The sequence below is a fragment of the Microcoleus vaginatus FACHB-2002 genome (assembly GCF_040004035.1).
Lineage (GTDB): Bacteria > Cyanobacteriota > Cyanobacteriia > Cyanobacteriales > Microcoleaceae > Microcoleus > Microcoleus vaginatus_C.
Genome location: NZ_JAMPLN010000025.1, coordinates 75,806 through 98,297 on the forward strand (window position 1 = coordinate 75,806; position 22,492 = coordinate 98,297).

Sequence of the window (22,492 nt, forward strand, 5' to 3'; positions counted from 1 at the left end):
AATTTCCGCGAGATTAATATAAACTAGACAGTAATAGGTTAACAGCGAGCTAAATAATGTCAACAGTCAATCCAACACCGCTAATCAGCGTAATTATACCTGTATATAATGGCGATCGTTACATCGTACAAGCGGTGGAGAGCGCCCTACGTCAAACTTTTACTAATTTTGAGATTATAGTTGTAGACGATGGTTCGACAGATCGCACGCAGCAAGTATTGCAGCCTTATTTTGACAGAATTCGCTACATATATCAGGAAAATAAAGGAGCAGCAATAGCTCGGAATCGTGCTTGCCAGCTAGCCAAAGGCGAGTTTTTAGCTTTTCTAGATGCGGATGACTATTTCCTACCATCCAAGCTAGAGAAACAGGTAGCTTGCTTTGACGCTGACCCCACATTAGATATGGTGCAAACAGGTTGGCTCATGGTCGATGAAAAAGGGCAACATATTTCTGCGGTAAAGCCTTGGCAGCAAGCGCCCCAATTAGATTTAGAAAGCTTTATTCTCTATAAATGTGTGCGCCCAAGTGCCATGCTACTGCGGCGTAAGTGGTGGGAATACTTGGGCGGTTTCGAGGCGGGGCTTCCGCCGACGGAAGATTTAGACTTTGCCTTGCGTTTAGCTTTAAAGGGGTGCAAAGCAGTTTGGTTAGAAGAGGTACTTACCTGTTATAGACAGCACGATACTAATCTCATGTCAAGCGGTTTTCCGCTAATGAATAATACAGAAATTCTGATGAAAAAATTCTTTTCTAGACCTGATTTGCCTCAGTCTATTCGACAGTTAAAAAAACAGGAACGCTATCAATGCTTGGTGTGGATGGCATGGCGGATGTATCGCGGCGGTCATCTAGCAGAGATGGCGGAGTGTTTGGAAAAGTCATTGCTATATACTCCTTTTTCGTCTACAGAAACAGTGGTGAATTGGCTGCAAACTTTTCAGAGCCTTTCTGAAGAATACGGTGACAATTTTGATGCTTATTCACTGAGTCAGTTAGGAGAATGGCAAGATATAATTTTGATGGTTATGACCCATCACTCCGAATCCCAACAGAGTTCTATTTCTACACCTCCAAAAGCACGTGAAGCGAAGCTATCCCCTAGGGAAACGCACATTCTACTCTACAACGCCGACGATCCGGGCGTGGGAGGATTAGCGCAGTACAACCATGCCATTCTCTGTCAGTTAGCCCTATTAGGCTATCGAGTCACTTGCGTGCAAACCAAACATTCTAGCCCCTTGCTTGAGCGAGAACGAGAGTTAGGTATAGAGCACTCGTGGCTGGATTTTAGCAGCCATAGAGATTTAGCGCGGGTGTTAAGAAATACTGATGATGCACAAGAGATTTTTTCTACTAATAAACCTGATCTGATTATTTTTAGCGATGGCTGGCCCTATTCCAATTTTGCAGTTAAACAGGTAGTTATTCAGATGGGAATACCATACATGATGTTAATCGGGTTAGTCATGCCAGATCACGCAAATTTTGCCTACGGGGATGTAGTGCCTTATCGAGAGGGAGTGCTGTATCAGTGCCTGCAAGCTAGAGCCGTGATTGTTTTGGCTTACGAACATTTGAATTTATTGTGCCAACATTTCAATTTGCCAAAAGAGCGAGGACAAGTGATTTACTTGGGGCGCTCTCCTGAATATTTTGCACCTCCTAATCCTTCGGCTCGCCAACGCCTGCGGCAAGAGTTAGAAATTCCTGAAGATGCGATTGTCTGTTTCACATCTGCTCGATTGGCACCCGTTAAAGGGCATCGATATCAGATCGAAGCAATCAAACAGTTGAAGCAGTCTCCGGTGTGGTCTAAACTTTATTTTGTCTGGGCTGGAAATGGCGAGGGAAGCTATAGGGATCTAGAAAGAGAATTGAGGGAAGCTGTTAGAGAGTTAGGAGTGAGCGATCGCGTGAAGTTGATCGGACAGCGCTGGGATATCCTAGATTTACTGGATGCTAGCGACATATTCATTTTGACATCTCTCGGCGATGCAGCACCTTCTTTTGCAGTCATGGAAGCGATGGCTAAAGGATTGCCCGTAGTTGCTTCGGCAGCGGGCGGGATTCCAGAAGGACTCGGCGATACTGGGAAGTTGTTGCCCGATCCGAATACCGATCCCGAAGGCACAGCGAGGGAATTGGCGGAAACTGTAGAAGCTTGGGCGCTGAATCCAGAATTGCGCCGCCAAATCGGTCAAGCTTGCAAGCAGCGGGCCGAGAAAATGTTCAAAGAGGAGCGGATGCTCGCAGAGTCTGTTGAGGCGATCGAAAAAGCTTTACTTTCCGATAGCGAAAAAGATCAATTTGTTACTCACAAACAGGTGCAGGAGTGGATGGCGAAGGTAGAAAGCCGGGTTCGCTACAGCTTTTTAGTGTGGAAGGCGTGGCACGCTTACTGTCAAGAAGATCTCATCGGGATGCAGAAGTGGCTTCAAGAATCTTTGCAGTGTACGCCTTTTTTGAGTACAGAAACGCTGTTAAACTGGATAGATTTTTTTTGTAATTTTTCGTCAGCTAAAGGGCATCATTTAGATACATATTCTCTAACTAACTCAGCAGAATGGCAACAATTGGTCGAGGGCGTCCAGGGTCTTAATTCTGTATTTTATGCACGCTAAAATAGCAGAGTAGAATTTAAAATTGGGATGGCTACCAGCAGTAAAATAGCATTTATATTCTGCCTTCTGCCTTCTGCCTGACCTCCGTTACAGCCATTACATCCGTTACAGAACCCGTTGCCGAACTTCCTTCTTCCTTCCTTATCACCGATAAAACTCATGTCAATGGCAAATCCGACACCGCGAGTAAGTGTAATTATTCCAGCATATAATGGCGATCGCTACATCGGGCAAGCGGTAGAAAGCGTCATCAGCCAAACCTATAAAAACTGGGAAATTATCGTCGTAGACGACGGCTCAACCGACGACACCCGCCAAGCATTGCAGCCTTATGTTGAAAAAATTCGCTATGTTTATCAGGAAAATCAAGGAGTAGCTGCCGCCCGCAACCGAGGAATTCAGGAATCCCGAGGTGAATTAATTGCTTTTTTAGATCAAGATGACTTTTTCTTGTCAGATAAATTAGCTGGACAAGTTGCGTTATTTGACGCTCAGCCATCACTAGGAATTGTTAATAGTGGCTGGCGTTTAGTGAACGAGCAAGGAGGGACAATTTCTGATATCAAATGTTGGGAAGATTTCCCAACATTAAACTTAAAAACATGGATAGTACAGATGCCCCTACTTCCTAGCGCCATGATGTTTTCGCGAAAGTGGTTAGAAAATGTAGGGGGATTTAACTCAGAGTTTGATTCCGTAGATGATGCCGATTTAGTATTGCGTTTAGCATTGTTAGGCTGCGAATCTGCTTGGCTACCCCAGGTGACCGTATGTTATCGCCAGCATGACAAAAATGTGTCAATTAAAAAATCGACCGAACAAGCAAATCTGTTTATTAAATTAAAACAAAACTTATTCAATAAACCCGATTTGCCACAGCACATCCGCGACTTAGAAAATCCTGCTTTCTACGAAGCACTGACATGGATGGCATGGCGCTTGTACTATACCGGTTATCCGGCGTCAGCGGTTGAGTATTACCAAAAATCTTTCGCTTATACTCCTTACTCTGCTAAAAAAACCGTAGGAGATTGGATAAATCGTCTGGGTTGTTGCTGTAAAGCTTACGGATTTCCCCGAAATATGCAATCTTTAAGAAACTTACCCGAATGGAAACAATTAATGTCTAGCATTCTCCCTCACAAAACAGTGCGAGTCAGCGTAATTATCCCGGCATATAACTGCGATTTCTATATACTTAGAGCAGTAGAAAGTGTGATAGACCAAACTTACCAAGACTGGGAAATTATTGTCGTAGATGACGGCTCGACCGACAACACTCGCCAAATCTTAGAGCCTTACTACGATTTAATTCAGTACGTTTATCAAGAAAATCAAGGGGCAGCAATAGCTCGTAATCGGGGCTGCGAACTAGCCAAAGGGGAATTTTTAGCTTTTCTCGACAGCGACGACTTCTTCCTCCCAGAAAAACTCGAAAAACAAATTGCTTGCTTTGACGCTGACCCCACATTAGATTTGGTGCAGACAGGTTGGCTGATAGTTGACAAAAAGGACGAAGGCATCTATGGAGTAAAGCCTTGGGAAGAAGCACCCCAATTAGATTTACAAAGCTTAGTTTTGTACAAATCAGTGCGTTCCAGCGCCCTGATGCTGCGCCGAGAGTGGTGGGAACGCTTGGGGGGTTTTGATCCTCGCTTTTCGCTAACTGAAGATTTAGATTTTGTCTTACGTTTAGCTTTAAAAGGCTGCAATCTAGTTTGGTTAAAAGAGATATTAACCTGCTATCGCCAGCACGACAGTAATCTCATGTCCAGCGGCTCCAAAGTAATGAAAAATATGGAAATTGTGATGGAGCAATTTTTCGCGCGGCTAGACTTACCTCAGTACATCCGCGACTTGAAACGCGAGGAACGTTACAGGTGTTTAGTATGGGTAGCGTGGCGGATGTACCGTGATGGATATTTGACAGAGATGGTCGAGTGTTTGGAGAAATCTCTTCATTACACTCCTTTTACAGGTACGGAAACAGTATTTAAATGGTTAGAAACTTTTAGGAGTGTTTCGCAAGAATATGGTATCGACTTTAATACTTATGCCTTAACCAATTTAAAAGAATGGCAAGATATCGTAGTGGTTGCTGCTAACAATACTCCTCAATTTCAACCTGCACATATTTCGATTGACCAACCGCGAAAAGCCCGCCTACTACTGTACGCCGAAGACCACGGAGTGGGAGGTTTAGCTCAGTTTAACCACTCGCTGATGTGTAAATTAGTAGCCGAAGGATACCAAGTTATTAGCGTTCAAACTAAAGCTTATAACCCTTTAATTGCCGAACAAAAACAGTTAGGGATAGAACATATTTGGCTGGCTTTTGACACGATAAAAGAGTTTTTGCAAGTTGCTTACAATTTAGGCGATGCTGAAAAAATTTACGCGCAGGCTCAACCGGATTTAATTATATTTAGCGACGGCTCGCCGATGGCCAATTTTGCGGCCAAACAAGTTGCTATTAAGCAGAATATACCGTACATAGTTACTCTCGGTTATATGGGTCGCAATTATGAAACTTTCGATCGGGGCGATCAAATTCCCTATTTTGAGGCTGTCTCCTATCAGTACGATTTAGCCAAAGCAGTAGTAGCAGTGTGCCAGGAAAATTTAAACTTGTTCAAAAGAATTTTTAAAGTGCCTCTAAAACGAGGCAAAGTTATTTATTATGGGAGACCGAACAGTTATTTTGAACCGCCGAATCTTTCAACTCGCCAACGCCTGCGTAAAGAACAAGGAATCCCCGAAAATGCTGTCGTTTGTTTTACGGCGGCGAGATTGAGTCCAATTAAAGGATATCAGTATCAATTGCAGGCGATCGCCCAATTGAAAAATTGTCCAATTTGGCCCCAAATTTACTTTGTTTGGGCCGGGCCTGGGTCTACTGTTCACGACAATCTGGAACCTGAATTAAGAGCCACTGTGAGCAAATTGGGAGTAGAAGAACAGGTTAAATTCTTAGGACAGCGCTGGGATATTGCCGATTGGCTCGACGCCAGCGACATCTTTATTTTATCTTCCCAAGCAGAAGGCATGCCGCTAGCAATTATGGAAGCAATGGCGAAAGGATTGCCCGTAATTGCCACAGCAGTCAGCGGGATTCCTGAAGAATTGGGAGATACGGGAAAGTTGCTACCCGATCCTACAATCGACCCAGAAGGAACAGTACAAGATTTAGTAAAAACGGTGGAAATATGGGCAGAAAATCCCGAATCGCGCAGACTTGCAGGACAAGCGTGCAAAGCGCGAGCCCAAGAACTATTCAAAGAAGAACGGATGCTTCGGGAATATGGAGAAATAATTGAACAGGCATTTGTAAGTGACGGTGAGAGCGACAGTTTCTCTATTAGTCCGAAACTCAAAAAGCAGCTACAGCAAGTGGATAGCCTGCTGAAATACTATTATTTAGTGTTGAAAGCTGGGGATGCTTACTATAACGGAGATATGTCCGAGATGGTGAATAATTTGCAATCTGCTTGGGATTGCACACCTTATTTTACCACAGAAACTATCTTTGATTGGGTGAAAAATTTTGGTATTTTCGCTGCGGAAAAAGGAGTTAATTTCGATCCCAACGAGCTGATCAACTCCCGCTCGTGGCAACAAGTGATAGAATCAAGACAGGGTTTTGAAGTGTTTTCATCGGTTCGTCAAAACTGAGTTCTTGCAGCATTCTTAGGAACGGGCAAGATGCCCTTTCCACAAAACATCAACTAAAGAAAAGATATGCAATTTACATTCAAGTTCCCACGGATCAATAAACTGCTGCCAATTTGTTTAGCTATTGTTACTGTTCTGTTAATAGCCTATTTGGGACAGCCAAGAGCGATCGCCCAACTTCGATCGAACGTTACAGTAGATTTTGGACAGCCAGCCACCGGTACAATTTCCATGAGTGGCATCCTGCACGGAATCGACACTGCCAAACCGCCGGATAGCTCGATCAAACCCTTGCAGCCCAAACTTTGGCGGGCCGGGAGACTCGATATTTACGATCGAGTAATCGCCAGCGGAGCCGAGTTTCAGTTACTCGTTAGCGACTTGTGGGGCTACGGTACCAATCCCAATGGCTGGCCCTATCAAAACTACCCTGCGTGGGAAGCATTCATCCGACAGTTAGCGCAGCAAAATAAAGGCAAGAAAATTATTTGGGATGTATGGAATGAACCCGATTTAAAAAATCCGTTTTGGAATGGAAGCAGAGAACAATTCTTTGAAACCTACAAAAGAGCTTACAAAATTTTGCGAGAAGAATTGGGGCCGTCAGCAATGATTGGCGGACCGAGCATTACCAACTACAACAAAGGATATCTCGCCGCTTTTTTGGATTACTGCAAAGCGAACAAACTGGAAGTAAATTTCCTAGCTTGGCACGAACTCAACGATACCATGATCTTATTTGTTGACGATCATGTAATTGATGCTAAACGCAATTTTCAGCAAAGTCCCTCTTACAAGGAACTGAAATTGCAAAAAATTTACGTCAACGAAATTGTCGGAAACTTAGCGCAGTACCAGCCTGGGGAAATCTTAGGTTATTTGTATAACTTAGAGTATGCAAAAGCTGACGGTGCTTGCAGAGCTTGTTGGGATACTAAAGGGCCAAATAAAGTTAGCAATTGCTTCAACAATACGCTGAGTGGGATGGTCACGCCTAATACTTTTGAGCCAAGAGCAGCTTGGTGGACTTACAAAGCTTATGCTGACGGAGTTAATTCACGGGTGCGGAGTTGGTCAAATAACAATCGCCTTGTCGCTTTAGCCAGCAAGTCAAATCCTGAAGGTAAAGCACAGATACTTTTAGGTTATTTCGACCCCAATTTTTCCTCAGCAACAACGGTAACATTAACCCTCGGCAATTTGGAGCAGCTAGGTATTCAAAGGGGTCAGAAAATAACTCTAAAATTAGAAAAAATTCCCAACAATCAAGAAGGAGCCGTGCCACAGCTTGTCACCGTTAAAGAAGAAAGTTTGTCGGTGGGTAGCGGCAGCTTGGCTTATGTTATCCCTAATTTCAACGTCCACGAAGGCTACTTATTGACCGTTAGCAAGTGAGCTAGCTATCCTATTAAATTGTGAACAAATTGTAGGGACACGATCGTGCCGTGTCCTTACAAATATATAGCCGTGTTCTTACAAATATATAGATTTTAGCTGCCATTATTCAAAGATTTTTGCACCGATTCCAACCACTCTCGGACTGTTTGATTTTCGGATTGTGGGTCGTAGTAACACCCTAATTCATCGAGGATGAATGCTTCTAAATCGGCGGGGGCGATCGGCATTTTGAGCAGTTTGCTGAGCTCTTGCGATGCAGCTTCAACGCTTGGGCGCGGTTCGCTGCTGCGGTAGTTGTTCACTACATCGCTGGGAGTGTCAGCTTCTAACGGCCAGTCTTGGTGAAAGTAGGAACTGAAAAATTGGGTTAAATGAGGAAATTGATTGATCATTGGGGATAGGCGGTGAGAATAAAGTATCCGGGAGGTAATTTGGCGCTGCGCTGGAGGACGATTCTCAGGCGAGATGTTGAAGTTGCTTTGGATGCGCGGCGACGCAGAGTAATGCCAATTATTCTGTTGGCATTGTAGTCGATCGTATAACGATTACCTCGACTTTTCACCCAAGAGTCGATCGCACTTTGATTTCTGTTCATTGCTTCTGCAATAGCCGCTTCGGCGACGGAACGGTCAGTAAAAGAAGATGCTGCAGAAATTCTCGTTTCGCTGGCGAGTCGCTGTGCTAGTTCTGTTTCTGTTTTACCAACGTGTCTCTCTAAAGTGTGTCCTCCTGCTGATTCGTGAAAGTCTAATCCGCCGCCCGGTATGTTGGGTACAAAAGCTACGGTGGTTTGTGGTATGGTTGAGATTTTCGGTGCAACAACCGTGGCGTAAACACCAGGTATAGCCGATTGGAATAATATAATTATTGAGGCGATCGCACAGAGGATACCTAAAAACTTTTTTAGGCGATCGAGTTGATTTTTCATTTCTGTTGAATGTCTTTCTTATATTTAGTATAGGTTTTTTCTGTTTTTTTGTCTATTTCTTAATCGACTATTAATAAGTTAGAAATTGCGCTGTATTCAAATATACTGTCCGCAGTACCCACCCTACTCTTAGTTAGAAATTGCGCGCAGCATTTAAATACATGGTGTGTACGGAACACCCTACGATTATTCCTAAATACACGGTGTCCACGGATCACCCTACGATTATTTATAATAATTCGTGATTTTTGTGGTTTACAAAGCTTCACTCACTATGAGAAAATGTTAATAATTCTTTGAAAAAATCCCTGATGATTGATGATAAATTAATTTATCATCTTTAAAAATGTGACACAATGCAAGTAGTTATCCTAGCTGGCGGTCTCGGTACTCGTCTCAGAGAAGAAACAGAATTTCGTCCCAAACCCTTAGTTGAGGTGGGGGGGCATCCAATTATTTGGCACATCATGAAGATATATGCACACTACGGTTTCCAAAACTTTATTGTGTGCTTGGGCTATCGCGGCAACATGATTAAGGAATATTTCCTCAATTATGAAGCCATGAATAATGACTTTACTATCTGTCTGGGACGCCAAAATACCATCACTTATCACGAGGAACATCTCGAACAAGATTTTAAAGTGACACTAGCTGAAACTGGCGCGGCAAGCATGACAGGAGGGCGGGTAAAACGGATCGAAAAATATATCGATCGCGAGAATTTCATGGTGACATACGGCGATGGAGTAGCTGATGTCGATATTGACGCCTTGATGGATTTTCACAAATCTCACGGGAAGCTGGCAACTGTCACTACATTTCGCCCGATTTCTCGCTTTGGAATTTTGGAGGTAGATAGCGATAGCCGCGTAGTTCAATTTACTGAAAAACCTCAAATCGACGGCTGGATCAGTGTTGGGTATATGATATTTAACCGCCGGGTATTTGAGTATTTGGGGGGAGATGATTGTATTTTAGAACAAGAGCCGATGCAGCGTTTGGCGGCAGATGGACAGTTGATGGCTTATCGTCATGACGGCTTCTTCTTTGCGATGGATACTTTTCGAGAATACAAGTATTTAAACGAACTTTGGGATGAAGGGAAGGCTCCTTGGAAAGTGTGGAAATGAGTGAGTTTGGGAGCGGGCTTTTAGGCTCGCTCCACAAGAATTTGAAGGAAAATAAGGCAGATTCTACGTTTATTAAGTACACCCCGCGAGCGAGGGAGTAGTAGGGACACGGCAGTGCCGTGTCCCTACCTCTGCTATAAAATAATTATAAAAAATGGATTCCCAAGATATTCTCAACAGCACAGAAACTTACCTACAAAAGTGCGTTGCACCTCACGCGGAAATTATCGACAGCGACTCCGAAGTGCTGAAAACAGCAGTTGCGGGATTGGAAGATCGATCGCTCTTAGCATTGCGAGTTCCCCAAAAATGGGGCGGCGCCGAAATTGCACCGGAGATTTTTTACCAATATCAGGAATTGACGGCTCGATATTCCGGCGCTTTGTCTTTCCTGCAAACTCAGCACCACAGCGCAACTGCGATGCTTACCAACAGCGACAATGAAATCCTAAAAAGCAGATACTTGCCCGCGATCGCCCAAAAAGAGCTACGCTTGGGTATTGGGTTTTCGCATTTGAGGCGATCGGGCAATCCGGCCGTCACCGCAACTCCCACAAAAGATGGCTATTTACTGTCAGGAAAAGTTCCTTGGGTAACAGGTTTTGGCTTGTTTCAAAAGTTTATTGTAGCGGCGGTACTTCCTGACGAACGCGCTGTTTTCGGTTTAGTGCCTTTTGCCAATATTGGAGGCGAATATGGTAAAATAGCTTGTAGCGAAATCATGCAGTTAATCGCCATGAACTCGACTAATACTGTGACAGCAACTCTGGATAATTGGTGGCTGCATGAATCGGAAATAATTTCAGTTAAACCTGTCGGCTGGATTTCGGGAAACGACACCAAAAATATACTGAATTTTGTTCCCGGTACTTTTGGCTGTATTCGAGCGGGATTGGATGTAATTGCAGCAGCGGCGGCTGCTAAGAATTCACCTTTTATAAGGGTGGCTTGCCAAAAACTAGAGCAAAAGCTCGATCGGCTAAAACAGAATTTCCCACAATCTCAACATAGCTCGAAAGCAGAACAATTAGCGCTGCGAGCTCAAGCCATTGATTTAGCGGTGCGTTGCGGGCACGCTGCGGTTGCAGTTTCTAGCGGTGCTGCTAACGGTGCGGTACACCCGGCCGGGAGAGTTTATCGAGAAGCTTTGGTGTATACTGTTTCCGGGCAAACAAAGGATGTGATGGAAGCAACGCTCGATCGACTAATCGAATTTTAGATTTTAGATTTTAGATTTTAGATTGAAATCGCAGAAGGTCAAAAACTCAACTGTGTTTAATAAATAATAGATATATTTTACCTGATGACAAACAACTTTAAGTCAAATAACTTAAAAACGATCGCCTACAGCAAAATTGTAGACTTAACCCATTCAATTCACCCAAATATTCCCATTTGGCCAGGAGATCCAGCGACAGAAATTGCCACAGTAGCTCAAATAGAAACAGACGGGTATTTCCTGCGAAAATTCTCAATGGGCGAACACAGCGGCACTCACATTAACGCACCCAACAGCTTTTATGCAGGAGGCGCCAGCATTGATAGTTATGCCCCGCAGTCGCTCGTTGTACCGGCAATTGCGATCGACATCCGAGAGCAAAGTCTTGCCAATCCCGACTACACTTTAACAATTGATGATATATTGACTTGGGAACGGCAGCACAAACTTATAGAACCGGGAAATATAGTTTTATTGTATACTGGCTGGCAAGAAAAATGGGATGACGAGAAAGCATTTTTTAACCGAGACGAGCGCGGAATTTGCCACTTTCCCGGATTTGGCAAAGCAGCCACTCAATTTTTGCTAGAAGAACGCTCTATCGCAGGCATTGGAACCGACACTCACGGAGTCGATACCGGGCGAGATGAAAGTTTTGCGGTTAACAAATTGGTATTGGAAAAGCAGCGAATAGTGCTGGAAAATCTAGCAAATCTCGACTTGTTACCTGCGGCTGACATCACTTTAGTTATCGGAATTTTGCGTCTTTTGGGAGGTTCCGGCTCGCCTGTGTCAGTGTTAGCTTTTGTTGCTTAATGCGGTAAAACTTACATCTTGCACCATGCTCAAGAACAGGCATCTTGCCTGTTTCACAAAGAGTGAATTTTCTTGTGGAACAGGCCGGAAAGCCTGTTCCTAAACAGGTAATTGAGAATGGTGCAATATCTCAGGTAAAATTAGATTGAGAGAAGTCGAGTAAAAACAATTAAATTAATGACAGAACTGCCCAAGGATCTCAACGAAGCGATCGCCCAATCCCGCATTGCCACCGCCGCAGCCCTCTCGGACGGCCAAACTCTACTGCAAGTCGAATTAGTATTTCCAGAAATCGCCCTGCAAGCACAGTCTATCACTGAACAATTCCTCCCAGAATTTGAGGAAATCTACCCCGGAGTAAAAGTCTTTTTTCCCGACACCGGTGCGGCAGCCCTCGCGCGCCGTGACTGGGGAGAAACACCGTTTAAAGTCACTGATTTAGGTAGCAGTCGCACCCCTGTTGAAGATAAAATAGCACCGGAAGATCAACTTTTCATTTTGATCAATCCAGCAGCCGTAGAAGTGGCCCAAGTCGAACAAATTTACATAGCTGCGGCCGGTCGCCCAGTAATTCTACTCAACCCGCGCCTGGAAGATGTTGCCACCATAGGTATAGGCTATGCGGGCCGCCAATTGCGCGATCGATTCCTCAGCAAAATTGAATCCTGCTACTACATCAGACCCCTAGACACTGCTGCTTTATTCCGCTGCTACCCCCAATCGTGGCAAGTGTGGCTGGAAACCAACAACCAATACGAACTAATTTCTGAAACTGCCCAAAAACCAGTCGGAGACGATTTAGAGCGGATTTTAGCCAAAGCTCTCGGAACCGACGATCCTGACTCCACCACACCTGCCAAACCTGTAAAAAAGAAAGGTTTTTTGGCAGAACTCCAGACATTCCTCAAAGCTTTGACTCAGTGACAGCAGTTTTCAATTCTCTGAAATACGCCCAGGACACGGCCAGGCGCCGTGCCCCTACCCGATATTTGTACTTCGCTCAAATTAAAACTGCCATAATATCGTTTCCGGTTGCATCGGTATTGTTCAAATGTCCAAACAGTCAACAGTCAACACTCATATCGAGGAGTGCAACCGGAATTGATATAACTTGCCTCTGTTTCTATCAGTAGCTACGCAAACAGGTACTGGCGAGCTTTACAGAATCTTTATACAAAGCAGTATAATGGGTGACACCCCTCCACCGTAAAAGAGGAGAGGCAAATAGCAGCAAAATCAGATGCTATAAGCTAGAGATGGGGCTTTTGAGTCAGGGAAGCGGATAAACACAATGGAGCATCGGCGCATTGTTATCGGGGACGTACACGGGCATTACGACGGCTTAATGACCCTGCTAGAGGCACTGGCCCCCAGCTCGAACGATCGCGTCTATTTTTTGGGAGACTTAATCGATCGTGGTCCCAAAAGCGCTCAGGTATTAGATTTTGTGCAGCAAAGCCCCTACCAAACTCTGTTGGGCAACCACGAACAACTGATGCTGGAGGCTTTGTCGGGAACGCCGATGGATATGCGAGCGTGGCAATCTTGGCTCTACAGTGGCGGCGATGCCACAGTAGCGAGCTACAGAGATACAGGGATGATGCCGTACAAACACTTAGAGTGGCTGCGATCGCTCCCCACGCACCTGGACTTAGGGGACATCTGGCTGGTTCACGCCGGCGTTGACCCCCATCTGTCGCTCGATGAACAGTCGATCGAACAACTGTGTTGGATTCGCAGGGAATTTCACACCATGTCGAAACCCTATTTTCCCAATAAATTAATTATCACCGGTCACACGATCACCTTTACCTTTCATGGGGTCAGACCGGGCGAATTAGTCAGGGGCGAAGGGTGGTTGGATATTGACACGGGTGCTTATCATCCCAAAAGCGGCTGGCTGACAGGATTTGACCTCAGCTACCGCAGAGTTTATCAAGTAAATGTATTTAACAATCAAGTCCGAATTTTGCCGTTTGACGAAGTTGTCAGGCAATTGAAGCCGCAGCCGATAGCACCCCCGAAACCTGCGATCGATTCTGTTGTTCAACAGCAGTGTTAAATCAAGTTTTCCTTGTAGGGTATGTCAGCTTAAGTCCGAGCTCTTAAATCGAAATTAACTTGCTGCTGACATACCTTAGTAACTGGATTTATTTTTTAACGAACCGCGAAGACGGGAAGATCGCGAAGTAAGAAAAGAGAAGGGAAGAGAAGAGAAAATAAGAGAGTGCCTGACTGATTTACGTTTGCTACGAACCTAAAAGCCTGCGGATTTCTAGCCTGTAATCCTCATTATTCAAACCTTCACCGCTAGCAAGCTCCGGATCTATAGCCTGTGAAATAGCAGCAATACGATCGCCAGTTGCCGGGTGAGTGCTCAAAATGCTAGGAGGAGAAGGTTTGTCGAGCAACTTTTTCATAAAATCAACCATCCCAGATTGAGCGTAGCCCGCTCGCCCCATAGTTTGCAATCCCAACTGATCTGCTTCATACTCAGCTTGGCGACTGTGGGGGCGCCGCAAAGCCAATTCCACCCCAATCTGAACCGCCTGAGATCGATCGAGCCCAGTCGCCGAAGCTACACCTGAAGCTATGGCCATTTGACGCATTTGTTTAAGCGCGTGGCGAGCATTAATGTGAGCGATTTCGTGGGCGATCACACTTGCCAATTCTGCCTCATTGTCCGCCGCTGTCATTAAGCCTTTATTCACATAAACAAAACCGCCCATAGTTGCAAAAGCATTAATCGCGTCGTCGTCAATCACTTGAAAAGTATAAGGAATATTGGGGCGAGTGCTTTCTTGAGCGAGTCGTTGACCGATACGGTTGATATATTCTGTAGTGTCCCGATCGCGGTCAATCTTAAACTGGCTGTTCGTTAACTGCTGATTAATTTGTCGGCCAATAGTCACCTCTTGCCGATCGGACATATTCGACAATTGAATAACTTGAATGCCTCGAAAAATCAGTTCGGGCAACGAAAATGCTTGAGTCGGTTCTGGGGAAACCACCCAGATACCCGCAGCCACAATCAGGGACAGAAACAGATAAATCCCCCGGCCACAAGTACGCCGGCAAGTCAACCAAAAACTTTTTAACATGATTGATACGTGGGAGAAGTTAGATAAAATTTGAGGAAAAACTCGAAAAGTCACTCAATAGGCAGACGCAATTTAAGGCTGCTTAGTTGCTATTCTAGCTTTTTGCCAATTTTTCACCGCCCCACCAGCTTCTGGGCGATCGACCTGTCGGCCAACCAACCGCCGTCAACTGCCTTCTGGGTTAAGTGCCCAAGTCATGCGGATTTTGGGCGATCGTTGTGGTAATATCTTTTAGCTTCAGGACTTACGCATCAATAAAGTATGTCATTGCCAGCGGTAGCTCAGCAATAGCCGCATCTGTTTTTCATCGATGTCTGCGTAAGTCCTGAGCTTGTAAACATACTCCTGTCGCTATCAGTATAATAGGCGATTTATGAAAATTTTGGATTCTCAAGGCCGGCTGTTCGGCAAACTCAGCATCCTAGACGTAGGTGCCGCTCTAATCGTACTGCTAGTTGCAGTCGGAATCTTCTTCTTTCCCGGCACTTCTGGCGGTTCCGTCGCCCAAGTCGGCACCAGTATCAAACCTGTAGAAATTGATGCAATTGCGATCGGTCTCAAAGGAACAAACGTTCAAGATTTGTTCAAAGCAGGTGATAAAATCAATGTGGTGATCCGCAATCAACCCTCCGGTCAGATTACCATCAAATCGGCCAAAACTCTCACCAGAACCCTAGCAGTTCCTCAGCCCAACGGCACTCTGAAAGCTCTCCCCGATCCCAGAGAAGAAGAAGCCTTCAGCAAAAATATGATGTTTACCTTAGAGGGAAAAGGTCAACTTACTGAAAATGGCCCGGTTTTAGGTAATACGAAAGTCAAAATTGGCACTACGCTAGAGCTTGAAGGCAACAAGTACATTTTCAACGCCAGCGTCATCGACGTGCGAGTGAAAGAATAATTAGTAGTCATTAGTCATTAGTCATTAGTAATGGGTAATGACTAATGACTAATGGAGAATTGGAAATTGGTAATGGGTAATGGGTAATTAATCTTCCTTCTTCCTTTTTCCTCCATCCGTTACATCCGTTACAAAATCCCTTGCCGAACTTCCTTCTTCCTTTTTCCTCCATCCGTTACATCCGTTACAAAATCCGTTGCCGAACTTCTTCACCCTTCTGAAAGCAATTTTAAGTATTGCCGAATTAAGCCAATCGTAACAGCGGGAATTTCTAACTGCGGAGTCAAACCTACGTTTTCCAAAGGTTGAAAAACTTTGATTGCTTCGGGGTTGAGGTTGGCCAACCGCTGGCCGATATCGGGTCCGGTAAACTGCGATTTTTCTCCCCAAATAATCGCGGTCGGCGTTGTTAGCTGAGTGATGTACAGCGACAAATCAAAGCACAAATCTCCCCGTACAAAAGACAGGGCGGCATATTCTGCATTTGGTTCCAAAGCAGATGCGAGGTAAGCATCAACAATTTCTTGATAAACGCGGCGGGAATCGGCAAATTGGCGCTGTTCTAGGAAGTTACGGATGCCGCCGTCTGTGGCGATGCCGGTACTGTAGAGCAAGCGATCTAAAATCGGCGTGTTGACTAGCTTAGCGAAGAAACTGCTGCCGTAATCTTGTCCGAAGTCCGACAAACCGCTGGGTATGGTCAAAATTAGGGATTTGAAGAGATCCGGCCGTGCGATCGCCGCTCGAATCGCGATCGCCCCTGTTAGCGAAGAAGCAATCACCTCTGTCGGACTGCCACAAGTTTTTTCGAGAAATTCGATCAAAGTTGTGATATAATCTTCTACCTGATAATTTCTTGCCGGATGTTCCGATCGCCCCCAACCGATTAAATCCGGTGCTAAAACTCGATATTCTGCCGCAAAAGCCGGATAAACTTTCGACCATTCGTAGGCACTCGACCCGCCGCCAAAACCGTGAAAAAATACTAAGTTCGGCTTATTTTCCGAAGTTGAGGTCGGCAACCCCATCCAAGGCATTTTTTCAGCAGTGTAGTAGACCATTCTGCCGAGAGAAGTAACTATTGATCGCTGACCGAAGCCGAGGGGTACAAGCATAAACTAACCTCAATCGCTGTTATATTTTAGATTCTTTTCCGTCGCCCCGTCTCTGTTTAAAAAACTTGCAAAGCTGGTGGCGTTTTTGTAAAGATTGAGTAATGATTTAAATCTATTTTAGTACAGGTGAAGCGTGAAACTACAGACAGCAAGTAACTTTTGCGATTTGGGCAATTCGGCTGTGTAGTTATCCTTACCCTTGCAAACTAGCGCCGATCGGAGATAATAGCAAAATGATGGGTAAGACCCCTCAACAAAATAGAGTCTGTTCGCCAAGCCGGAAAGCAGACCCTCGGAAAGGAGGAGTATTAGAACTCGCTTTCAGGCAGGAGGCAGGTTGGCCGACGCTCGCCAATCACAAATCATTAATCACGATATTTTGCGGAGCAGTGGCTTTTGAGGTCGAAAGTCTTTGTTGGAGGGCGGGCGATGGGGTTTCGATTCCTAATTGCAGGTTTGGCAATCACGGGCCTCGCCGTTATCAATTCCAAAACACAAGAAACAACTAATCTCAGGGAGGTCTACTAAAATGCAACTGCTCAGAAAAAGGGATCGCGAGGGTTTTATGGTTGATGCGAAAAGTCTTCAATCTGACGGGTTAGCAGAATTTGACACAGCCTGTCGAAGCATGGATTTAAACGGCAAAAAGTCTTTTGTCGCCACTCCAGAACGCTCAGGCGCAGGTTCAGATGTGCGATCGCGCGCCACGGTACCTGCGATCGTCCGCGTAGCTTTAGAAGACTTGAAATGCTTTGAAGTAGTAGAACACCAGTTTGCACATTGGGGGGTGACTTTTAGCAATGCCGTCGCCATCCAACCTTCAAACCCAGCATTTTTCACGGGTTCTGGGGCAACAGTGTTAATGGGGGCCCCCAAAAGCGGACTGATAGAAGTAACTTTTAAGTATCCAGTTCGCTGGGTGTCAGGACTTGTCACCAGTTCGCGACGAACTGTTTTATCTGCTTGTGACATTGACGGCAACCCAATTGTTCAGGATGAAATGCCGGCGCCCAATCTGGTGGGGTCTAATTCTCCGATCGCCCCTAGGGCTCCCCTGCGCGTAAAAGCTCCGAATATTCATAAAATTACTTTTTACGCTTTTGACGGTCAGCTAATAGTCGATGACTTGATTTTTGGATTTTAAAGCGATGCCATAAGTAGCGTCCCAAGTCTGCAAACCTTCGAGAAGGGCATTGCGGACTACAGCTTCTGGTTCCCGACTCAGCATCAGGCGAAAGCACTCGGCAGCGCGGGAACGGGCGATCCTCTGCGAGGGCTTCGCTAACGAACTTTTGACAGAGCTCACAGGACCAAACCCACCCTGATTCACCAAATCGGTCATTTGCCGAACTGCAATCAAACGCTTCACGGGGTCAGCATCAGTCAAATCCGCCAAGATGCGATCGAGCGCCACTTCATCTTTTGCGGCTCCCAGACTCAACGCTTGGCGCAGCAACAGCCCAGCAATCGCGATCGTCCCCAAGTTCTGCAAAATCAGGCTCAAAGCCATCCAATGGCTATCGGAGTCCGCCCAAATCCCCAAACTCATGTAAGCGCTCAAGGTAGCAATGCCACCCGTACCCACCGCTAAAACAAATCGGCGGTTCGGGCCCTCCCAAAATTGCTCGCCTTTTGCTCGCACCAATTGCCAGTCCCACGACTGCCCTCGGTAAACCAGCATCATCGCTGCTATCCCCAGGCCTGTGGAAAACAGTAACTCACTGTTCCACAACCCCCAAACTCCTGCCAGGGTGACAACTGCCAGCCAACCTTTCGATCGAGTCAAACTCTCTAGCAGCCACTTGAGAAACGCAGTAGAAACCACAGGCGATCGAGTCCACTCGCTCTTGCCATCTACCCTCTGGCGTCTGGTTTCGGGAGTCCGGCTTGTGGCTGTTGGGGTTCCCGGTGGGCGATCGTCCGAACTAAATTCCCTCAAAGCTTGGCCATCAGTTATTTCTAAAGACAGGTCGCTCAAGGGGAGATTACCGAGTTCCAAAGTGCGATCGGACACTTTCACAGGCGATCTATTCAGCTTGGTTGTAGTTTTTTTAACTTGATTCATACTGACTTTTTTGAAAAATAACTTAAAGTTATCCAGGCTTTTTTAGCACTGAGTTAGATTCTCGGTAAACAAGAGTCTAAGACTCTATGATACCCGAAATTCAAACCCGTGACGAGTACCGCAACTGCGCGGAATTCCGAGAAATCTTTACCCAAAATAGAGCTAGTGAAGATTGTTGAGAAAAGCACCACAGATTAACAGGGAATATTTCTGCATCACTCTTGAGACAGAATGGCGCTCGGAGTTGGCATGATGGCAAAAAATCGAAATTTTTTATTTTCCACAAATAGGTAAATTTTGAGTGATTCAATTGGTTCACCAAGAAATGCACGACGAAAATTTAGCCTTTTGCCTGCAGGCCCGGACTCTCACTACTATCCCGGTGTCAGATGAGGCTGGGTTCAGCTTGACCCCTAGCGGGACGAACCGCAGCCTCTGGGCGGGCCCAGAATCCAGACAGTCTTGGCGCATAATTAATAGCAGGAGCATTCCTAAACTGCTAAAATTTTTGAATTAATGGGAGTTGAGTTAATTAAACCGGGTTCTGCTAAAAAGGAGTCCCGGATGCTTATGGGCAGGGGTTAAATGGCGGGAGCATCTCAAGTCGGGTAAATTAACCGTCATTCTTGTAGAGGCGCGTTCACGCCCGCTCGGCAATATCAGCCAGATATCGGCGCACAACACCCCCGCCACCTGCATATTATGGTCGATAGACCGGACTAGATAGCAGGAAAGCCATCATCCAGGTTCCAACCCGTAAAGCAGCAAGGCAAACAACCGACCGCGCGATGTGTTCGGCAAGTGCGGAGGCTGGAAAAACAGCGGCTTTTGACCAAACTCAGACAGAACTGCGGCCCCAAAGTGTGTCTGCGGAGGTTAGGCTAGTGAAGAGAGGAAAAGAATAGTTACGATCGAGACTTGATTAGTCTACCTTGTAACTTATTGCTCAGTTGTCAAGCCCAACAGTTTTGCATTCTCGCGATGAGCGAGACTCTTGGCACTTCCAACAAGTGGGGAACTCGACCCTCAAAGAACTTGGGTTTGATGGTAAAGCCCTTAGTAATATGTAAACACCTTACCGATAACTCGCCGGAACAATCTTGCAAGAAAACCCATGTCTAGTATGCAAAACCAATTCACGGTTCACTTCTGGGGCGTTAGAGGTAGCATAGCGTCTCCCGGAGCAGAAACAGTACGTTACGGGGGCAACACGCCCTGTGTAGAAATGCGAGTGGGTGACAGTCGCCTAATTTTCGATGGCGGTACTGGATTGCGGGTTTTGGGACAAACTCTCCTTTCCCAGATGCCCGTAAAAGCTCATATGTTTTTTACTCACTCTCACTGGGATCACATTCAAGGATTCCCATTTTTTGTCCCAGCTTTTATTCCAGGCAATTGTTTTCACATCTATGGGGCTATTGCTCCTAATAAGGCTACTATCCAGCAGCGCCTCCACGACCAGATGTTGCACCCCAATTTTCCGGTGCCCCTGCAAATTATGGGGGCAGACCTGAAATTTAACGATATAGAAGTGGGCAAACCGCTGGAACTCGGAGAGATTAAGGTAGAAACTGCTTTGCTGAACCATCCGGGGGAAGCTATAGGCTACCGCGTCAACTGGCGGGGGTATGCGGCTGCTTACGTGACTGATACCGAACATTTTCCCGATCGTTTAGACGAAAATGTGCTGCATTTGGCTCAGGATGCTGAGGTGCTGATCTACGACGCTACTTATACCGATGAGGAGTATTATGCGGAGAAGAGCAGCAAGGTCGGCTGGGGACATTCGACTTGGCAGGAAGCGGTGAAGGTGGCAAAGGCTGCTAATGTCAAAAAGTTGGTGATTTTTCACCACGACCCGCTGCACAATGACGAGTTTTTAGACAGGGTGGGAGAACAAGTGGCTCAACGGTTCCCGAATAGCTTGATGGCGCGGGAAGGTTTGTCGTTACAATTGCTGCCTCCTGATAACGATTTGTCTGAAGCGTCGGTGCAAGCGCCTCAAGTGTCTGTCTGAGGGATTTGAGCTTGTCAGATGGTTCTGAAATCTCGATCTGTGAAATCTGAAATTTAAGCGAGGGCTGACCTCACTCAAAGACGGATAAAAGCCCCCGACTCCTGTCGTGGAAAACCAAAAAGTTTAGACCAAAGTTCAAGCTTCCAGATTTATCTGTGGAGTCAATTCTAAAATCTAAAATCTAAAATCTAACATCGACTGGCGATCGCAATCTGGCTAAGTATGTCAAAATTTTAAGCGTGTGGGTAACTTCTTCTTGTACCGCTGCTCTGACTCCAACTTCTGTTGCCTTGGGAAACTTTGATGGTTTGCACCTAGGGCATCGACAAGTCGTGCAGCCAATTTTAAATCGATCGCCTGGACCAAATTCTGCGACGGTTTTTGCGTCGGGGCAAAACACGCGCTCAAACGTTTGCACAGATCAAAATTTGCCAAGGGAACATCCGGCGACCTGCGAAAATGACTCAGCAGCACCGCCCGGTAGAGCCGACAGCAGCCATAATTTCGAGGGTTTGATAGGCCCCCAGGCAGAGGGCAACAGCCTCTCTGGGATCGATTCTGATGGGGTCGATCGACTTTACAGCACTGTGCTGACATTTGATCCGCACCCGCAAGAATTTTTTACGGGTCAACCGAAAAAACTGCTGACGCCTCTGGCAGAAAAGGTAGAATTGCTCGCAGCAATGGGTGTCGAGCAACTTGTGCTGCTGCCGTTCGATCGAGAATTGGCGGCCTTGACTGCTTCTGAGTTTGTCGAGGAAATTTTGGTGCGGCAACTAAAAGCGAGTCGAATTAGTGTGGGGGTTGATTTTCGGTTTGGACGGGGACGCGCTGGGACGGCTGTGGATTTGCAGTCGATAGCCTCCGGTTACGGTATTGATGTTTCTCTTGCACCCCTCCACAATTGCGGTGAGGGCGATCGGATCAGCAGTTCTGCAATCCGCGAAGGTCTGGCCTCCGGCGACCTCACAAGAGCAAATCAGTTGCTGGGGCGACCTTACAGTTTAGTCGGGACTGTGGTTGGCGGACAGCGGCTGGGTAGGACGATCGGATTTCCTACTGCTAATATCGAACTGCCGCCGGAAAAATTTTTGCCACGTTTTGGCGTGTACGCGGTGCGAGTCTCGGTGAAGCATGGATGGGAAAATATGAAAGAGGAAAGTTCTTCCTATCAGCAGGAAAATCCCAAATCTCTAATCTCCGGCGGATCATCAAATTTATTTTTTGTCAATGGGGTGATGAATGTTGGTTGCCGCCCGACAGTAGACGGCCTGCAACCCACTGTGGAAGTTCACCTGTTAGATTGGTCTGGGGATTTGTACGGTAAAACCTTGAGCGCGAGTTTGGTAGAGTTTTTGCGGCCCGAACAAAAATTCGCTTCTCTGGATGCTCTCAAAACTCAAATTCAGGCAGATTGCGATATTGCTAGAAGCCTCTTAACTGCTAAAGTCTAATAATTATGTGATCTAGAACAGCGTCATAGGTTTAAAAAATGGTGGAAGATGA

The 22,492-nt window shown here is 45.9% G+C and carries 18 protein-coding genes; 12 read left to right on the forward strand and 6 right to left on the reverse strand.

The genetic code is table 11. The annotated features are described in order from the left end of the window. Positions 1-56: 56 nt before the first annotated feature. A complete protein-coding gene (locus NDI35_RS20520) occupies positions 57-2,624 on the forward strand; it encodes a glycosyltransferase (RefSeq protein WP_445314344.1) in 2,568 nt (855 codons plus the stop codon). Here the strand turns inward: NDI35_RS20520 and NDI35_RS20525 are convergent. Next, positions 2,621-2,785: a hypothetical protein gene (locus NDI35_RS20525; protein WP_445314345.1), complete on the reverse strand. Its 165-nt coding sequence runs from the start codon at positions 2,783-2,785 to the stop codon at positions 2,621-2,623. The two genes, NDI35_RS20520 and NDI35_RS20525, sit on opposite strands and share 4 nt — an antisense overlap. Between NDI35_RS20525 and NDI35_RS20530 the strand changes: the two genes are divergently transcribed. Further along, positions 2,784-6,296 (forward strand): glycosyltransferase, encoded by a 3,513-nt coding sequence (locus NDI35_RS20530; RefSeq protein WP_445314346.1) that lies wholly within the window; start codon positions 2,784-2,786, stop codon positions 6,294-6,296. The genes NDI35_RS20525 and NDI35_RS20530 overlap by 2 nt on opposite strands. A 66-nt stretch (positions 6,297-6,362) precedes the next feature. Further along, positions 6,363-7,691 carry a GH39 family glycosyl hydrolase gene (locus NDI35_RS20535; RefSeq protein ID WP_445314347.1) on the forward strand — a complete coding sequence of 443 codons (1,329 nt, stop codon included), beginning with the start codon at positions 6,363-6,365 and terminating at the stop codon, positions 7,689-7,691. A 95-nt stretch (positions 7,692-7,786) separates the two neighbouring features. Here NDI35_RS20535 and NDI35_RS20540 read toward each other — a convergent pair whose 3' ends face one another. Both NDI35_RS20540 and NDI35_RS20545 read right to left on the reverse strand, forming a co-directional pair. After that, entirely contained in the window at positions 7,787-8,086 is a 300-nt protein-coding gene (locus tag NDI35_RS20540; RefSeq protein ID WP_445314348.1) for a contact-dependent growth inhibition system immunity protein, read from the reverse strand. Then, on the reverse strand, positions 8,083-8,622 hold the full coding sequence (locus tag NDI35_RS20545) for an RNase A-like domain-containing protein (RefSeq protein ID WP_445314349.1): 540 nt from the start codon (positions 8,620-8,622) through the stop codon (positions 8,083-8,085). The genes NDI35_RS20540 and NDI35_RS20545 overlap by 4 nt, the downstream gene beginning before the upstream one ends. Positions 8,623-8,978: 356 nt before the next feature. Between NDI35_RS20545 and rfbF the strand changes: the two genes are divergently transcribed. From rfbF to NDI35_RS20570, 5 genes are all read left to right on the forward strand, one after another. After that, positions 8,979-9,755 carry a glucose-1-phosphate cytidylyltransferase gene (rfbF, locus tag NDI35_RS20550; RefSeq protein WP_333255384.1) on the forward strand — a complete coding sequence of 259 codons (777 nt, stop codon included), beginning with the start codon at positions 8,979-8,981 and terminating at the stop codon, positions 9,753-9,755. A gap of 154 nt (positions 9,756-9,909) precedes the next feature. Next, positions 9,910-10,974, forward strand: a complete 1,065-nt coding sequence (locus tag NDI35_RS20555) for an acyl-CoA dehydrogenase family protein (RefSeq protein ID WP_445314350.1) — start codon at positions 9,910-9,912, stop codon at positions 10,972-10,974. 84 nt (positions 10,975-11,058) lie between these two features. Beyond that, the gene (locus NDI35_RS20560; protein ID WP_445314351.1) at positions 11,059-11,790 is read left to right on the forward strand and encodes a cyclase family protein; all 732 of its coding nucleotides are present in this window, start codon (positions 11,059-11,061) and stop codon (positions 11,788-11,790) included. A 177-nt stretch (positions 11,791-11,967) separates the two neighbouring features. Next, positions 11,968-12,714: a DUF1995 family protein gene (locus tag NDI35_RS20565; protein ID WP_445314352.1), complete on the forward strand. Its 747-nt coding sequence runs from the start codon at positions 11,968-11,970 to the stop codon at positions 12,712-12,714. A 367-nt stretch (positions 12,715-13,081) separates the two neighbouring features. Next, positions 13,082-13,852 (forward strand): metallophosphoesterase family protein, encoded by a 771-nt coding sequence (locus tag NDI35_RS20570; protein ID WP_445314353.1) that lies wholly within the window; start codon positions 13,082-13,084, stop codon positions 13,850-13,852. Between the two features lie 187 nt (positions 13,853-14,039). Here the strand turns inward: NDI35_RS20570 and NDI35_RS20575 are convergent, their stop codons facing one another. Further along, a complete protein-coding gene (locus NDI35_RS20575) occupies positions 14,040-14,891 on the reverse strand; it encodes a M48 family metallopeptidase (RefSeq protein WP_445314354.1) in 852 nt (283 codons plus the stop codon). 373 nt (positions 14,892-15,264) lie between these two features. Here NDI35_RS20575 and NDI35_RS20580 point away from each other — a divergent pair, with 373 nt between their 5' ends. After that, complete coding sequence (locus NDI35_RS20580) at positions 15,265-15,789, forward strand: DUF4330 domain-containing protein (RefSeq protein ID WP_445314355.1); 525 nt, start codon at positions 15,265-15,267, stop codon at positions 15,787-15,789. A gap of 209 nt (positions 15,790-15,998) precedes the next feature. Here the strand turns inward: NDI35_RS20580 and NDI35_RS20585 are convergent, their stop codons facing one another. Further along, a complete protein-coding gene (locus tag NDI35_RS20585; RefSeq protein ID WP_445314356.1) occupies positions 15,999-16,904 on the reverse strand; it encodes an alpha/beta fold hydrolase in 906 nt (301 codons plus the stop codon). Positions 16,905-17,433: 529 nt separating this feature from the next. Here NDI35_RS20585 and NDI35_RS20590 point away from each other — a divergent pair. Beyond that, on the forward strand, positions 17,434-18,048 hold the full coding sequence (locus NDI35_RS20590; RefSeq protein WP_333135909.1) for a hypothetical protein: 615 nt from the start codon (positions 17,434-17,436) through the stop codon (positions 18,046-18,048). Here the strand turns inward: NDI35_RS20590 and NDI35_RS20595 are convergent. After that, complete coding sequence (locus NDI35_RS20595; RefSeq protein WP_445314357.1) at positions 18,016-18,969, reverse strand: hypothetical protein; 954 nt, start codon at positions 18,967-18,969, stop codon at positions 18,016-18,018. The two genes, NDI35_RS20590 and NDI35_RS20595, sit on opposite strands and share 33 nt — an antisense overlap. A 1,114-nt stretch (positions 18,970-20,083) precedes the next feature. On the opposite strand from NDI35_RS20595, the gene NDI35_RS20600 reads away from it, so the two are divergent. Next, positions 20,084-20,986, forward strand: a complete 903-nt coding sequence (locus tag NDI35_RS20600; RefSeq protein WP_445314358.1) for an MBL fold metallo-hydrolase — start codon at positions 20,084-20,086, stop codon at positions 20,984-20,986. 239 nt (positions 20,987-21,225) lie between these two features. Then, on the forward strand, positions 21,226-22,440 hold the full coding sequence (locus NDI35_RS20605; RefSeq protein WP_445314359.1) for a bifunctional riboflavin kinase/FAD synthetase: 1,215 nt from the start codon (positions 21,226-21,228) through the stop codon (positions 22,438-22,440). The last annotated feature ends 52 nt before the right edge of the window (positions 22,441-22,492 follow it).

Coding starts and splice junctions, on each gene's coding strand:
- NDI35_RS20520 (WP_445314344.1), top strand. CDS start 57: ATGTCAACAGTCAATCCAACACCGCTAATCAGCGTAATTATACCTGTA.
- NDI35_RS20530 (WP_445314346.1), top strand. CDS start 2,784: ATGTCAATGGCAAATCCGACACCGCGAGTAAGTGTAATTATTCCAGCA.
- NDI35_RS20525 (WP_445314345.1), bottom strand. CDS start 2,785: ATGAGTTTTATCGGTGATAAGGAAGGAAGAAGGAAGTTCGGCAACGGG.
- NDI35_RS20535 (WP_445314347.1), top strand. CDS start 6,363: ATGCAATTTACATTCAAGTTCCCACGGATCAATAAACTGCTGCCAATT.
- NDI35_RS20540 (WP_445314348.1), bottom strand. CDS start 8,086: ATGATCAATCAATTTCCTCATTTAACCCAATTTTTCAGTTCCTACTTT.
- NDI35_RS20545 (WP_445314349.1), bottom strand. CDS start 8,622: ATGAAAAATCAACTCGATCGCCTAAAAAAGTTTTTAGGTATCCTCTGT.
- rfbF (WP_333255384.1), top strand. CDS start 8,979: ATGCAAGTAGTTATCCTAGCTGGCGGTCTCGGTACTCGTCTCAGAGAA.
- NDI35_RS20555 (WP_445314350.1), top strand. CDS start 9,910: ATGGATTCCCAAGATATTCTCAACAGCACAGAAACTTACCTACAAAAG.
- NDI35_RS20560 (WP_445314351.1), top strand. CDS start 11,059: ATGACAAACAACTTTAAGTCAAATAACTTAAAAACGATCGCCTACAGC.
- NDI35_RS20565 (WP_445314352.1), top strand. CDS start 11,968: ATGACAGAACTGCCCAAGGATCTCAACGAAGCGATCGCCCAATCCCGC.
- NDI35_RS20570 (WP_445314353.1), top strand. CDS start 13,082: ATGGAGCATCGGCGCATTGTTATCGGGGACGTACACGGGCATTACGAC.
- NDI35_RS20575 (WP_445314354.1), bottom strand. CDS start 14,891: ATGTTAAAAAGTTTTTGGTTGACTTGCCGGCGTACTTGTGGCCGGGGG.
- NDI35_RS20580 (WP_445314355.1), top strand. CDS start 15,265: ATGAAAATTTTGGATTCTCAAGGCCGGCTGTTCGGCAAACTCAGCATC.
- NDI35_RS20585 (WP_445314356.1), bottom strand. CDS start 16,904: ATGCTTGTACCCCTCGGCTTCGGTCAGCGATCAATAGTTACTTCTCTC.
- NDI35_RS20590 (WP_333135909.1), top strand. CDS start 17,434: ATGCAACTGCTCAGAAAAAGGGATCGCGAGGGTTTTATGGTTGATGCG.
- NDI35_RS20595 (WP_445314357.1), bottom strand. CDS start 18,969: ATGAATCAAGTTAAAAAAACTACAACCAAGCTGAATAGATCGCCTGTG.
- NDI35_RS20600 (WP_445314358.1), top strand. CDS start 20,084: ATGTCTAGTATGCAAAACCAATTCACGGTTCACTTCTGGGGCGTTAGA.